Here is a 14,346-nt window from a genome sequence, read left to right as displayed (position 1 = left end):
AGATGAAAATATATGACGACAAACACATTAAAAATGTAGTTTTTGTTGGCGCCCACAACAGTGGGAAAACTACACTTGCCGAAACGATGCTTTTTGAAGCAGGCCTCATAAACCGTCGCGGAACGGTTGAAAACAAAAACACGGTTTCAGATTATCATGACGTGGAGCACGAAAGGGGCAACTCCATTTTCGCCACACCGCTGCATACAGAATGGCGCAATTACAAAATCAACATTATTGACACTCCCGGTTTAGATGATTTTATAGGTGAAATCATTTCCTCTATTCGCGTTTCAGATACCATTCTTACTGTTATGAACGCACAACACGGCGTAGAGGTTGGCACAGAAATAATATGGAACTACATTGATAAATATCATAAACCCACAATTTTCGTAATTAACCAAATAGATCATATTAATGCGAAGTTTGATGAAAGTTTTAAAAGCATAAAAAACTTGGTCGGCAACAATGCCGTGAAAATTCAATATCCTTTGGTTGTAGATGGGGCACAGTGCATTATTGATGTGTTAAAGATGAAAATGTACAAATTCTCTCCAGATGGAGGAAAGCCTGAAAAGTTGGAAATTCCCGAAGATCAAAAGGAATTGGCCAACGAACTTAACAATGAATTGATAGAAAAAGCTGCAGAAAATGATGAAACATTGATGGAACTTTTTTTTGATAAGGGAACTTTGAACGAAGATGAAATGCGTCTCGGTATCAAAGCTGGTATGTTGAACCACGAACTATTTCCTGTATTCTGTGTTTCTGCCTTAAACGATATGGGTACGGGACGTTTAATGGGTTTTATTGATAATGTAGCTCCGGCCGCTGCCGATTTAAAACCCGAACAAAGCACCGAAGGAAAAGAAGTAATTTCCTCAAAAGAAAGTCCCACGGCACTCTTCGTTTTTAAAACCGATTATCAGCCCAATTTAGGGCAGATTACCTTTTTCAAAGTAATGAGTGGGGAAGTGCAATTGAACGATAAACTAATTAATTCACAAAACGGCGAAACGGAGGTTATTAACCAACTTTTCATAATGGACGGCAAGGAACGGCAACCCGTCACCAAATTAACGGTTGGCGATATTGGCGCGACCCTAAAACTTAAATACACTGAAACCAATGATACTTTGGGTTCACCAAAAAATGTGATTGCCATAAAACCCATTAAATTTCCTCAGCCAAGAATTAAAAAAGCCGTTTTTGCTGTAAATACAAAAGATGAAGAAAAACTTAGCGAGTCTTTAAAGAAAATCCATAGCCAAGACCCAACGGTTGAAATTTCCTTTTCAAAGGAAGCGAAACAACTCATTCTTTCCTGCCAAGGCGATCTGCATCTTGCCACTATTGATTGGACTTTAAACAATATTTATGGAGTGGAAGCAAAGTTCGAAAAACCTAAAATTGCTTTCAGGGAAACGATTCAACGGTCTTCGGCTTCAAATTATAGGCACAAAAAACAATCGGGAGGCTCTGGGCAGTTTGCAGAGGTTCACCTAAAAATTGAGCCTTGGTATGAAAATATGGAAGAGCCGCAGGGTTTCAACATTCGCGGCAGAGAAGAGGTTGACCTTTCATGGGGCGGTAAACTGGTTTTCTACAATTGTATAGTTGGCGGAGTGATAGACCAACGCTATTTACCCTCAATTATGAAAGGTGTTTTGGAAGTAATGGAAGAAGGTCCTTTGGTACGTTCGTATATTCGCGATGTGCGCGTTATGGTTTATGACGGAAAAATGCATTCGGTGGACTCCAACGACATTTCCTTTAAAATTGCGGGTGCGCATGCTTTCAAAGAAGCATTTATGAATGCGAATCCAAAACTTTTGGAACCCGTTTTAGAGCTTACCGTAAAAGTGCCCGAAGAAATGGTGGGTAACGTAATGACTGATTTACAGTCGCGCCGCTCAATGATTCAAGGAATTGAAAGCAACAATAATTATCAGGTTTTAAAATGTTTGACTCCTGAAGCTGAATTGTACGGTTTTTCAACAGATTTGCGATCGTTGACGCAGGGTAGGGCAACGTTTAAATCTTCGTTTTCATCCTATCAGCCCGTTCCGGCCAATGTTCAAAAGGAATTGGTTAATCAGTAACCAATTAAAATAAATTCTTTTGCACATTCAAACTGTGACTATATTTGCCGAAAATTAATTTATGTCGCAGCGGGTTTCTGAAACTGAAACTTCCACAAAGGAAGAAATGGAAAATTTGAAAAAAGAAGTTTCTAAAGTTGATTCCAACCAAGAAATCAATGCTGAAGAAATAGCTAAATGCATTGCTATTCTCGAGTATTTAAATAATAATACAGATCAAATATTCGAAATTCCAAAAGAACAGCGCACAGCTTTAATAAAAGCTTCAGGCCAGCTTTCAAGACCTGACCGCGATGAATTTTCTCGAAGAAAAAAAGACGCGAAGAAAGCCAAGAAGCGCAAACAAGCCAATAAAGACCGAACTGCTAGAAAAGAAACAGGAATAAGAAGCGCTCGCGAAAACATTGTCTTTGTTGCTCCAAAATTGCTTCAAACATCTGAGCTTTCCAATAAAAGGGAACTTGAACTTGAAACTCCCCGCAACTGTTACGTCTGCAAAACGCTGTTCACAAAATTGCATCACTTTTATGATACTATGTGTACTGAGTGTGGCGATTTCAATTATGCAAAACGTTTTCAAACTGCAGATTTAACTGGGCAAGTTGCAGTTATGACAGGGTCGCGTTTAAAAATTGGCTATCACATTTCTCTGATGTTACTTCGTGCAGGTGCTACCGTTGTTGCTACAACGCGATTTCCTGCAGACTCCGCATATCGCTTTGCACAGGAAGAGGATTTTCATCAATGGGCAGACCGATTAAAAATTCACGGACTGGATCTTCGGCATATTCCAAGCGTGGAAATTTTCTGCAATTACATTGAGCAGAAATATGAAAATCTTGACATTCTCATCAATAACGCTGCGCAAACAGTGAGAAGGCCAGCAGGTTTTTACCAACATTTAATGGCGAGGGAGGAAATGCCTTTTGAAGAGCATCCACAATTTGTGAAGGATTTATTGCATGACCATATGAATTGTTTGCAAGAGTTGAAAACACTTACGGCAGACATTGGCAAAAACAAAAATCTTCCCGTAACCTGGCATGGTTCGGAACCAGGAATTGGTATTCGCGCTTCGGCAAAACTTTCACAGATCCCGTATAGTTTTGACAATTCATTAAGCGCAAAAGAAGTTTTCCCCGAGGGAAAATTGGATGCCGATTTGCAACAAATTGACCTTCGAAAAACAAATAGCTGGCGTTTAAGGCTTGGTGAAATTGAAACTACGGAAATGATTGAAGTTCAATTGGTAAACTCAATCGCTCCTTTTGTGCTTTGCAATCGTTTAGGAGAAATAATGAAGAAAGAAAATACGGGCAAAAAACACATTATAAACGTTTCGGCAATGGAAGGGAAGTTCCATCGTTTTTTTAAGGAAGATCGCCATCCACATACCAATATGGCGAAAGCTGCGCTAAACATGTTGACCCACACTGCTGCCGGAAGTCTTGCAAAAGAAGGAATTTATATAAATGCAGTAGATACAGGATGGGTTACTGATGAAGACCCTGTAGAATTGGCGAAACGCAAAATGGAGCTACACGATTTTCAACCGCCTTTGGATATTGTTGATGGCGCCGCGAGGGTAATGGATCCATTAATTGATGGAATAAACACTGGAAAACATTGGAGCGGAAAGTTTTTGAAAGATTATAGGCCGGTTGATTGGTAGTTTTTCAAAGAGCCAAAAATCAAGATCGCTTCGCTGAACGAAACAAGACTAAACTTGCACAATAATAAGAATGGATAATCAACAGCCTAACAACCCATTACACGGAATTAAACTTGCAGATATTCTGGAATATCTTGTGGAGTATTACGGTTGGGAGGTTTTGGGTGAAAAAATTAAAATTAATTCCTTCAACAGCAATCCTTCCATCAAATCGAGCTTAACTTTTCTTCGTAAAACACCTTGGGCGCGTGAAAAGGTAGAGCAGCTTTATTTAAAAACCAAGTTTAAGTAACATCAGAAAATTCGTTCGTAATTAATTTGCCATTTCTTCGTCAAAAACCTACAAAAGGACGTAGTTTTGCAAAACTTCACAAATGGGGGATTTTATGACTGAGGCTAAAGACGCAATTCAAGAAAAAAAGACTGACAAAGAACTGTATAGTTACCAAAAAGGAGCTATTGACAGAATATTTGAAAAATTTGAAACCGCACCCGATGATTATCACTTGCTTTACCAATTGCCAACTGGTGGTGGAAAAACCGTTATCTTTTCTGAAATAGTCCGCCAATATTTAAAGCATCACAACAAAAAGGTGCTTGTAATGACCCATCGTGTGGAACTTTGCAAACAGACTTCAGAAATGCTTACAAGTTTTGGAGTAGTAAACAAAGTGGTTAACAGCACCGCAAACTTAGATGACCAAGAAAAGTACAGTTGTTTTGTTGCAATGGTTGAAACCTTGAACAATCGTTTGAACGATAACAAACTGGATATTTCAGACATTGGTTTGGTTATCATTGACGAGGCCCATTATAATTCGTTTACAAAACTTTTCAAATTTTTCGAGAAATCCTTTATTCTCGGGGTTACAGCAACGCCACTCAGTTCCAACAGAAACCTTCCTATGAAGGACAATTATCAGGAATTGATTGTTGGCGAAAGCATTCAGTCTTTAATTGATAATGAATTTTTGGCGCAAGTTGAGGTTTTCCAATATAATATGGGCCTTACTTCACTTGAAATAGGCTCCAATGGTGATTATACCGTAAAATCTTCCGACGATTTATATTCCGCAGTGGGAATGTTGGATCAGTTGTACCAAGCATACTTAAACCATTCCAAAGGAAAGAAAACCTTGATTTTTAACAATGGTATAAATACTTCCATTCAAGTGTATTATCATCTGAAGGCGGAAGGTTTGCCTATTATGCATTTGGATAATACAGCAACCAAAAAGCAACGTAAACAAATATTGCGATGGTTCCACGAAACGCCCGATGCTATTTTAACTTCAGTGAGTATTTTAACCACTGGTTTTGACGAACCAACAATTGATACAATTATTCTGAATAGAGCAACTCGCTCATTGACTTTGTATTTCCAAATGATTGGTCGTGGGTCGCGGATTTTAAACAATAAATCTCGTTTTTCTGTTATCGATTTGGGGAACAATTACCAACGTTTCGGACCTTGGGAAGCCCCATTGGATTGGCAGGCAATTTTCCGTTCGCCCGATTATTATATGGACCGCCTGTTGAGCGATGAAGACTTGGAAAGCACTTTTCGCTATGAAATGCCAGAAGAACTTCGCGCAGAGTTTGCGAAAAGCAAAGAAGTTTATTTTGATATAAAATCCACCTATCAAGAAGCTACTTATAGAGGCGAATCTTCAAAAGTAGTGCTTGAGCGTTCCATTGCGCAACACGCTTATATTTGTATAGAAAACAGTGAAGATGTATATGATGCGCTTGGTTTGGCAAAAATGCTTGGCGATGATATAGACCATCGTATTGAAAAATATTCGCAATGTATAAGTAAAAGTACACATAACTTTATTAGTTGGTTAAAGGACGATTATCGCTTAAAACTACGCAGTTACCTTCGCGATAATTTTGATACCGTTTTTGAAGAAATTCACGGTTATCCACCCGAAGATTAATCGAATATTCACCAACTTACAATTCACTACTTTTGCACTAAATAACCTTCCATGGAATCATTCAACGAGCTTAACATTTCCAAACAAATGCAGTATGCCATTGCAGATTTGGGTTTTGAAAAGCCAACGCCAATTCAAGCACAGTCGTTTTCGGTAATTATGTCGGGGACTGATATGGTTGGGATAGCGCAGACCGGAACTGGAAAAACCTTTGCATATATGCTTCCTATTTTGCAGGATTTGAAGTTTTCAAAAGAAACAAATCCGCGCGTTCTGGTAATGGTTCCTACCCGCGAATTGGTTTTACAGGTTGTTGAAGAGATTGAGAAATTTGGAAAATACGCTTCCATTCGTGTAATTGGAGTTTTCGGCGGAACAAATATAAACCGTCAAAAAGAAGCCGTTGCAGAAGGAGCAGATATTATTGTTGCAACTCCCGGAAGGCTTTATGATTTAGTAGTTAGTCGTGCGCTTCAGTTAAAAGCCATTAAAAAAGTGGTAATTGATGAAGTAGATGTCATGCTCGATTTGGGCTTCCGTTTTCAGCTTACAAACATTTTGGAATTACTTCCCACAAAGCGTCAAAATATTATGTTTTCGGCAACAATGACGGATGAGGTGAATGTTTTTATCCACGATTTCTTTATTGCGCCCACAACGGTTTCCGTGGCCGTTAGTGGCACACCCTTGGAAAATATTTCGCAGTTTGCTTATGCTGTTCCTAATTTTTACACAAAAGCAAATCTGCTGAAACATTTGCTTCAGAATGAAAAGGATTTCAAAAAGGTACTCATTTTTGTTCCGAATAAAAAAAGTGCCGATCTGCTCTTTGATATTTTGGATGAATTCTTCGGAAGTGAGGTAGCCGTAATCCATTCAAACAAAACACAGAATTACAGAATCCGTTCCATAGAAAACTTTAACGCTGAAAAAACGCGAATCCTTGTAACGACTGATGTCATGGCACGTGGTTTGGATTTAGACCAAATCAGTCACGTCATCAATTTTGACGTGCCAAACTTCCCTGAAAATTATATGCACCGCATAGGTAGAACGGGAAGGGCAGAACAGGACGGAACCGCTATTCTGCTTTACACCGAAAAGGAAAATGATGCTAAAGAATCCATTGAAACATTGATGGATTTAAAAATAAAAGAACTGGATTTCCCAAGCGAAGTTGAAATTTCAAAACAACTTACTTATGAGGAACAGCCACAAGTTGTAGAGATTAACAATCCCAACAATATGGAAGAGGTTGGTCCCGCTTTTCACGAAAAGAAAGAGAAAAACAAAAAGGAAAATCAGGGCGGTTCCTATAAGCGGATTATAAAGCAGAAATACAAAAAACCAAAAACCCGCGGCGATAAGAATTTCAGAAAAAATAAAAGGGGAAAATAAACTTTAAGCAGAAAGCAACCATCGATCGATCCAACCATCTAATAACCCAACAATCCCTTTACCCCTGAAGCCAAAAAGCAATCTTTTAATTATTCTTGCATTCTTCTCCATCTATGTTATTTGGGGTTCCACATATATGCTAAACAAAGTGGCGGTTGCAGAATTGCCTCCTTTCTTTTTGGCATCCATTCGTTTTACCACCGCCGGACTTTTAATATTTATTATTTCGAAAGCGATGGGCAAAAGCCTCGCTATTACTAGAAAGCAGTTTTTGAATGCTTTTATAGTGGGCGTTTTGTTTCTTTCTTTTGGCAACGGCATCATTGTTTGGGCCTTAAAATATGTTGACAGTGGTTTTGCGGCTTTGGAAATTTCTGCACAGCCTTTGGTTGTTCTTTTGCTAATGCTGCTTTTGCAGGGCAAGCGAATTAAACCAATGTCATTGGTAGGCGTAGGGTTGGGAATATTGGGTATTTTCTTGCTCGTTGGTCAAAAACAAATTATCGCCAAAGAGGGTACTGTTTTAGGAATGATAATGATTTTTGCCTGTATGCTCAGTTGGGCTTATGGCAGTCTTTTTGTGGGTAAAGCAGACCTACCTAAAAACTTTTTTGTAAATACAGGATACCAAATGTTTACAGCGGGTATTACGCTCGCACTTGCCAGTTTAACTTTTGGTGAACAATGGATTGCACCATCTGAATGGGGGCAACCTGTACAATTGAGTATGGTATTGTTGATTATTTTTGGAAGTATTGTAGCTTTTACGTCTTTCAACTATCTACTTAAAACAGTTTCCCCAGATAAAGTTGCTACTTCAACTTATGTAAACCCAATCATTGCACTTATTTTGGGTTGGTATATTTTAGATGAACAGATTACGTTGCAATCAATAATTGCTGCTGCGGTGCTTTTAACGGGGGTTTATTTTATTAATACTACTCGTACATCTATAACGCTTCCAAGGTTTTCTGGAAAAGTTAGCAAGCATAAAAAGTAGAGTAATTTATATCTTAGATAAAATTATTTTTCGATGAAGGAATACTTTATTATAGTTAGCCCACCCGAGCAAATTCAAAAATCAATAAATTTTTATAAAGATTTATATAAAAGAAATTTTGGTGATGCCACGTTCTTAAAATCAAAAGGCCATATTAGTTTGAATAAATTTGAGATGTTGGAAGAACGTGAAATATTTCTAAAGCGTGATTTAAATCTTTATTTCAATTCCTTTAAAAGTTTTGAAGTTCAAATTAATAGCTTCAACAGATTTGAAGGAAGCAATACTCTATATATGCAAGTTTCAAAAGATCAATTAATTAATCTATCGAGACATTTGGTAACCGTTTTGAGAAGTCAAGTAAAATTAAACGCTAAGCACGCAAAAATGATTTCTGCACCACATTTAACAATTGCTAAACTAAACTCATTAAATGATTTAAATAGAAGTTGGAATTTATTTAAAGATGAAAAGTTTGAAGATACTTTTCTTGTAAACAGACTTGTTGTTTTAAAAAGACCAGCAAAATCTTTACATAAGTGGCAATTGGCTTTTGAAGTTTGTTTTAAAGAGACTCCTAGATTTAGCCCACCAATTCATAGCACTTAAACCCAATACTCCTAACCTTAGCCACCACCAAATCAGAAGGAACTTCTGGGTTGCATTCAAGGCGCAATATGCGTTCCCAATTATCTCTATCAACACTAATATCAGTTACGCCTGGAAGGTCTTGCAATAGCACTTTCACAACAGTCTCCTTTAGTTGTGTGTCAATATTACTTCCAAAAACCAGTACCTGCTGGTTTAAGGTAGTTGTTTGGTTGAGGTCAAGAGTGGTTAGTTCAAACATAACTTTTAGAAATTTGGTAAAACAGTCCGTTAAGAAAGCAGATAAATTTTGCTCTATATAAGTGAAGACGACCGAATCTTGTTTTTACTTTAAAGTTTTCAATTTTTTTTATGAAAAAAGCCATCAACATATGTGATGGCTTTTATAAAACATTTTCAATATAATATTTTATCGCTTACAACGATCTTTCCAACGTTCTTTGAAAGCCGCTTTTTCCTCCTCGGTCATATTCATAAACTTTTCCTTAATGCTCGCTCTTCCGAATGAACCCTTTTTGCCACCACAGCGTTTGCCACCACAATGCTTGCCTCCGCCAAAACCTCCAAACAAAATCCGGCTTAGAACAAACAATCCCATGGCTTGCCAATAGGTTATTGTGGATACATTCATAATTTCTGGCAGAATACCGTTCCACAGTGCTTGTATTGCCAACGGTAGAAGAGACAGGAGCGCTAGAAAAAACAATCCCCCACACACTTTTCTTCCTTTTCTATTAAAAGCATTCATTTTCATAGTATTACTGATTTAATTCTTCGTATAAATAATTTAATTTTTTGCGTAAATGTTTTACGGCATAGCCTTTTCGGCTTATAATAGTTTTAATATTCTCACCGGTATTATCAGCTATTTGCTGAAGCGTCATATCTTCAATTTCGTTCCATATAAAAACTTCTCTTTGCTTTTCTGGAAGTTCCTCCAATGCTTCCATCAACTCGTCCCAAAAGTTTTCCTTGAAAAGTGTTAGCTCTGGGCTATTACTGTCGTCCAACAGTAACAATTCCTTAAACACACTATCTTCATCATCACTTTCATACACAAAATCTTCCAAGGAATCGGTTGTTTTTTTTCGGTAGCGATCCGTAACCCTGTTGCGGGCCACACGATAAAGCCACGCACCAATATTTTCCAAATCGGCCAGATTCGCAAAATTGCTCAACTGCAACCAAACATCCTGAAGAATATCTTCCGCATCCGCTTCATTGCGAACCCGTTTCCGAATAAATCCAGACAGTTTCCCTTCAAATTGCTGAATGGAATCATTAATAACACTGTCGTTTTGGTTACTCATTTGGGTTAGATAGGCGTCTTTATATTTAGGAAGACGAACGAAAAACTATTTTACTTTATTAAAAACGATTAAATTAACTCTTTCAGAAAAACATTGTGTAAAAACTTCCCAGAATCGCCAACTTATTACAATTCACTATCTTCGGATTATGAATCAAACTACCAATAAATCCATAATAAATTACCTTGATTGCTTTCAAAAACTAAAAACCAAATGAAAAATGATCTTCAGAGAAGCAATAGCGGCAGATATTAAGCAGATTCAGCTAGTAAGAAATGCGGTAACCGAAAATGCACTCTCCAATCCAGCCTTAGTAACGGACGAAGACTGTCTGGAGTTTATAATAAATAGAGGTAAAGGATGGGTATGTGAAATAGACAACCAAATAGTAGGCTTCGCTATTGCAGACTTAAAAGAAAATAACATCTGGGCTTTGTTTGTCCATCCAAATTATGATAAACGCGGAATAGGAAAACAATTGCACGACCTTATGCTGAATTGGTATTTTGCACAAACCAATAAAACCGTTTGGTTAGGAACCGCTCCAAACACAAGAGCTGAAAGTTTTTATAGAAAAGCGGGCTGGACAGAGATAGGAACCCATGGCAAAGATGAAATTAAATTTGAAATGACTTTTGATGCTTGGAAATAATGTGTTTCTTAAATAGTTATTTCCTCAATATTAAACTGTACTTTCGCGCCCGCAAAAACAGTAAGTAAATGAAACGCATCAGTGAATACAAAAAACTCTTTGGGGTTGAAAAGGAAATAGAGCTAAAAGCTTTAAAAACCAGTTATCGAAACCTGGTTAAAGAGTGGCATCCGGATAAATTCCAAGAAGGAGATGCTTTACGTGAAGAAGCAGAAGTTAACAGCCGAAAGATTATAGACGGTTATCATTTTCTAGTTAGTATTGCTCCAGAAACAAAAGCAGCAAACCTTGAAGAATACACTGAAACCATAACAAACTCAGGCATTGCTGATTTTCAACATAAAGGAATGCTGTTAGAGATTACTTATTTGGATGGCAATACCTATGAATATTTCGGTGTTACCAGACAAGTATATATAAAAATGGTAAACAGTGATAAACTGAACCGTTTTGCAAAGCGGACTATTTATCCAAATTATCTATACAGAAAATCAAAGCGAACCCTAGAACCTGCTTAATAGTTATTTAAGGTTTATTTCGGGTTTACTTCGGGTTTACTTAAGGTTTAATTAAGGTCAGGTAAGAAATAACCTACGCATAAATAAATCAAAAACTTTTCCCAAAAGAGCATTTCCCCTAAAAAATATTGTCATAGATTTGCACCTATAATTATGAAAAACTTTCGCTCAAATATCATTTGTAAGATGCACAGAGAAATCTCTGGGGTATAGGGCGATTATATATAAAATATAAAAAGCGTTCCTCCCCAAAGAGGAACGCTTTTTTCGTTTAACAAACTATTGAAAATGATAAATACATCACATTCCAATTCTATTAAGTGTAATATGCCTAAGCGTATTCGCAAGAATATACCTATACCTCAAAGTGAATAATAAAACCATAACAAACGTTTTAAACTCCCTTTGATAAAGCCAAAATCAAAGGGAGTTTTTTTATACAATAATTAAAATGAAAAGAGTTTTCGCCATCAAATTAGAAAAGCAAATAGTGCTTACAGAGCTAAAAAGTTATACCTATGTATTTCTGGGTTCCCTACTATTATCAATAGCTTATGCCTTGCTAATCATTCCGCACCACATTGTACCAGGTGGAATCTTGGGGCTGAGTATTGTTATCAAAGAACTAACGGGCTTTTCGGTTGGCTGGATAGCTTTATTGATAAACATACCATTACTGTTGTGGGGCACAAAGGTCTTGGGCGCCAAAACAGGAGTGAAGACTTTGTTTTCTATGGTATTGGTTTCTTTTTACATAGACCTAATAACTTCATTGACAGACGGAAGAGTTTTTATTAATGATGTATTGATGTCTTCGGTATTTGGTGGTGTAATCATTGGCGTAGCGGTTGCTATTGTAATGAACGCTGGCGCAACCACGGGAGGGAATGATATTTTGGTACGGATTCTTTCCACAAAAATAAGATTGCCCTACAACCAACTCATCTTGATTGTGGATGGAATTGTAATTCTCTTGGGAACAGTGGTATTTGCAGATTTTACGATGGCGGCATACAGTATCGTTGCTATTATAGCCATCAGTAAAACCATTGAATATTTTATGAAGAAATCTGTTCAGAACAAAACCATCTTGGTCTTTTCAGATAAAAACCTTTTGATACAGGAAGAAATTCTGTTAAACAGAAAAAGTACGGACGGCATACTAAAACTAATTCACCACGATAGCAATGAGAAAATGATTTTGGTAACGAAAAACACCAAAAAGCTGGAGGTAGTAAAAAACATAATCCACAAAATTGATCCCAATGCAAACATCACTGTTTTGGAATCCAACAATATCATGGCCTAAGTATTTTTGAAACTATAGAATAGAAAAAACGTTTTGGAAGAACACATATAGTGCTTTATCAAAACGTTTTATTTTATAGTTCATAGGCAATTACATTAACCAACCATTTCGAGCAGCACCTTTGCTGTAGAAATATTCAAATATTGCAATAGCTATAACGATAAGGGGCATAATCAAAGAGGATGGACCCATTTTCTCAACAATATCCATTGCGAACATCCAGTACAATTGCAGTGCCAGCACAGCAATTAGGGAAAGCATAAACACACCTACTGCCGATTTTTTTCGCATTAGCAGCAACAGGCTTGCCAATAGCCCAGTAATAACTGCAAGACCATACAAGTACATATTCCAAGCGGGCGCATTGGCCATAATCTCTACTTGCTCCGGAGGAAGGGAGTCTCTTATTTCGTCGGTCATTAGGAAATATTCATAAAGCCACATATAAACGCCTATAATATTCCATAAAAGTGCGAGCACGGCAATGATCCAAAAGGCCGTGTTTGGTTTTGGTGTAGTAGTCATATTAAATTGGTTTTAAGGTTGTTGCCATAAATGTAGGCAATTTTATTTACTCTATCAATCGCTAATTATGCTTCCGTATTTATTCATTGCTAATTGTTCATTGTATATTTACTTTTCTAAAAACAAAAAACAATGACTCCAACTATTCCAAAAGCTGCATTTGATTTCCTTTTAAAACTAAAAAAGAACAACAACCGCGAATGGATGCAGGAGCATAAAAAAGAATATCTGGCAAATGAAAAAGCTTTAAAAGAATTTTATGCAGCTGTAGAAAAAGGCCTGAATGTTACCGATGAAATTGCAACAACCAAGATTTTCAGAATAAACCGCGACATCCGCTTCAGTAATGATAAAACGCCGTACAACGTGCATCGCAGCGTAAGTTTCAGTAGGGCAGGAGCCCAGCGCCGGGGTGGTTATTACTTGCGTTTGGAATCAGGGAACAGCTATATGGCAGGAGGTTTCTTTGATCCAAATCCTGCAGATCTTTTAAGAATAAGAAAAGAGTTTGAAATGGACAGTTCTGAAATAAGGGAAATCTTGGATCAGAAAGATTTTAAAAATGCCTTTGGAAATTTCAATCAGGAATACGCCGTGAAAACCGCACCGAAAGGTTTTAATAAAGAAGACGAAAACATAGATTTAATAAGGCTTAAGAATTTCTTCGTAAACCATCGCTTTACCGACGAAGAGGTATTTGCCACAGATTTTAAGGATAATCTGATACACCATTACCAATTGCTCCGCCCATTTTTCAACTATATGAGCGACGTGCTGACCACCGATCTGAATGGTGAATCGTTGCTTGAAAATTAGTTTAAACGTTATTAAGCAAAATCGTATTCCAAAAGTTGGATATTGCTTTTCAGTCGTTCCTTCACTATGTCCATCATCCGCTTGTTTAGCGCAGAGGAGTTTTGTATATAAATATCAAACTCTTCCAAAGTGAACTGCCCAATTATAATGCCTTTCAGGGAATTTCGGAATTTCATATCCTTGTGGATGGCGTTTTCAATATAATCCAACCGCTTTTCTATGGTAAGATCATAAAAAACATTTTTGTGCTTTGCAGCATAGTTCCGGAAAACCGCCAGCAACAAATCATTCTGAAGCTTCGCCACAGGCCGCAATGTTTTGTTTTGAAAACATTCGTCGGCAGACATATTGGGTGTGATTTTGGCGGAAGGAATTTCGGGGCGCATACGAAGTAGCATACTATCTCTAGTTTCCATTGTGTGGTTTTTTCTAAAATTAAAGATTAAGCTGTGTTTATTTGTAAATCCTGGGATTAGTTATAAACTTTGTTTT

General features: G+C 37.3%; 16 protein-coding genes. 11 read left to right on the top strand and 5 right to left on the bottom strand.

Annotated features, from left to right (window positions below):
* Positions 1-2 precede the first annotated feature (2 nt).
* The 7 genes from A7A78_RS00770 to A7A78_RS00740 all read left to right on the top strand — a co-directional run bounded on the left by A7A78_RS00770 (position 3) and on the right by A7A78_RS00740 (position 8,724).
* Positions 3-2,105, top strand: coding sequence for an elongation factor G (locus A7A78_RS00770; protein ID WP_068760273.1), 2,103 nt, complete (start codon positions 3-5; stop codon positions 2,103-2,105).
* Between the two features lie 106 nt (positions 2,106-2,211).
* Positions 2,212-3,777: an SDR family NAD(P)-dependent oxidoreductase gene (locus tag A7A78_RS00765; RefSeq protein ID WP_068760882.1), complete on the top strand. Its 1,566-nt coding sequence runs from the start codon at positions 2,212-2,214 to the stop codon at positions 3,775-3,777.
* A 70-nt stretch (positions 3,778-3,847) separates the two neighbouring features.
* Complete coding sequence (locus tag A7A78_RS00760) at positions 3,848-4,069, top strand: VF530 family protein (RefSeq protein WP_068760271.1); 222 nt, start codon at positions 3,848-3,850, stop codon at positions 4,067-4,069.
* A 94-nt stretch (positions 4,070-4,163) separates the two neighbouring features.
* Positions 4,164-5,717 carry a DEAD/DEAH box helicase gene (locus tag A7A78_RS00755; RefSeq protein WP_068760881.1) on the top strand — a complete coding sequence of 518 codons (1,554 nt, stop codon included), beginning with the start codon at positions 4,164-4,166 and terminating at the stop codon, positions 5,715-5,717.
* Between the two features lie 51 nt (positions 5,718-5,768).
* Entirely contained in the window at positions 5,769-7,115 is a 1,347-nt protein-coding gene (locus tag A7A78_RS00750; protein ID WP_068760269.1) for a DEAD/DEAH box helicase, read from the top strand.
* A 64-nt stretch (positions 7,116-7,179) separates the two neighbouring features.
* Positions 7,180-8,115, top strand: a complete 936-nt coding sequence (locus A7A78_RS00745; RefSeq protein ID WP_068760267.1) for an EamA family transporter — start codon at positions 7,180-7,182, stop codon at positions 8,113-8,115.
* Positions 8,116-8,148: 33 nt separating this feature from the next.
* Complete coding sequence (locus tag A7A78_RS00740; RefSeq protein WP_068760265.1) at positions 8,149-8,724, top strand: 2'-5' RNA ligase family protein; 576 nt, start codon at positions 8,149-8,151, stop codon at positions 8,722-8,724.
* On the opposite strand, the gene A7A78_RS00735 is transcribed toward A7A78_RS00740, so the two are convergent.
* From A7A78_RS00735 to A7A78_RS00725, 3 genes are all read right to left on the bottom strand, one after another.
* Complete coding sequence (locus A7A78_RS00735) at positions 8,699-8,965, bottom strand: hypothetical protein (RefSeq protein WP_068760263.1); 267 nt, start codon at positions 8,963-8,965, stop codon at positions 8,699-8,701. The genes A7A78_RS00740 and A7A78_RS00735 overlap by 26 nt on opposite strands.
* Before the next feature lie 168 nt (positions 8,966-9,133).
* On the bottom strand, positions 9,134-9,478 hold the full coding sequence (locus A7A78_RS00730; protein WP_094745983.1) for a hypothetical protein: 345 nt from the start codon (positions 9,476-9,478) through the stop codon (positions 9,134-9,136).
* Positions 9,479-9,482: 4 nt separating this feature from the next.
* On the bottom strand, positions 9,483-10,034 hold the full coding sequence (locus A7A78_RS00725) for an RNA polymerase sigma factor (RefSeq protein WP_068760261.1): 552 nt from the start codon (positions 10,032-10,034) through the stop codon (positions 9,483-9,485).
* 220 nt (positions 10,035-10,254) lie between these two features.
* Here A7A78_RS00725 and A7A78_RS00720 point away from each other — a divergent pair, with 220 nt between their 5' ends.
* From A7A78_RS00720 to A7A78_RS00710, 3 genes are all read left to right on the top strand, one after another.
* Entirely contained in the window at positions 10,255-10,686 is a 432-nt protein-coding gene (locus A7A78_RS00720; RefSeq protein ID WP_068760259.1) for a GNAT family N-acetyltransferase, read from the top strand.
* A 68-nt stretch (positions 10,687-10,754) separates the two neighbouring features.
* Positions 10,755-11,204: a KTSC domain-containing protein gene (locus A7A78_RS00715; RefSeq protein WP_068760256.1), complete on the top strand. Its 450-nt coding sequence runs from the start codon at positions 10,755-10,757 to the stop codon at positions 11,202-11,204.
* Positions 11,205-11,655: 451 nt separating this feature from the next.
* Positions 11,656-12,513 (top strand): YitT family protein, encoded by an 858-nt coding sequence (locus A7A78_RS00710; RefSeq protein ID WP_068760254.1) that lies wholly within the window; start codon positions 11,656-11,658, stop codon positions 12,511-12,513.
* Positions 12,514-12,603: 90 nt separating this feature from the next.
* Here A7A78_RS00710 and A7A78_RS00705 read toward each other — a convergent pair whose 3' ends face one another.
* The gene (locus A7A78_RS00705; RefSeq protein ID WP_068760252.1) at positions 12,604-13,038 is read right to left on the bottom strand and encodes a hypothetical protein; all 435 of its coding nucleotides are present in this window, start codon (positions 13,036-13,038) and stop codon (positions 12,604-12,606) included.
* Positions 13,039-13,170: 132 nt separating this feature from the next.
* Here A7A78_RS00705 and A7A78_RS00700 point away from each other — a divergent pair, with 132 nt between their 5' ends.
* Positions 13,171-13,854, top strand: a complete 684-nt coding sequence (locus A7A78_RS00700) for a DUF2461 domain-containing protein (RefSeq protein WP_068760250.1) — start codon at positions 13,171-13,173, stop codon at positions 13,852-13,854.
* A gap of 11 nt (positions 13,855-13,865) precedes the next feature.
* On the opposite strand, the gene A7A78_RS00695 is transcribed toward A7A78_RS00700, so the two are convergent.
* Positions 13,866-14,270, bottom strand: a complete 405-nt coding sequence (locus tag A7A78_RS00695) for a glyoxalase (RefSeq protein ID WP_068760248.1) — start codon at positions 14,268-14,270, stop codon at positions 13,866-13,868.
* Positions 14,271-14,346: the final 76 nt, after the last annotated feature.

The sequence above is a fragment of the Aequorivita soesokkakensis genome (genome assembly GCF_001641085.1).
Lineage (GTDB): Bacteria > Bacteroidota > Bacteroidia > Flavobacteriales > Flavobacteriaceae > Aequorivita > Aequorivita soesokkakensis.
Note: the sequence above shows the minus strand (reverse complement) of the source record. Positions and strands in the feature narration are given on the sequence as shown.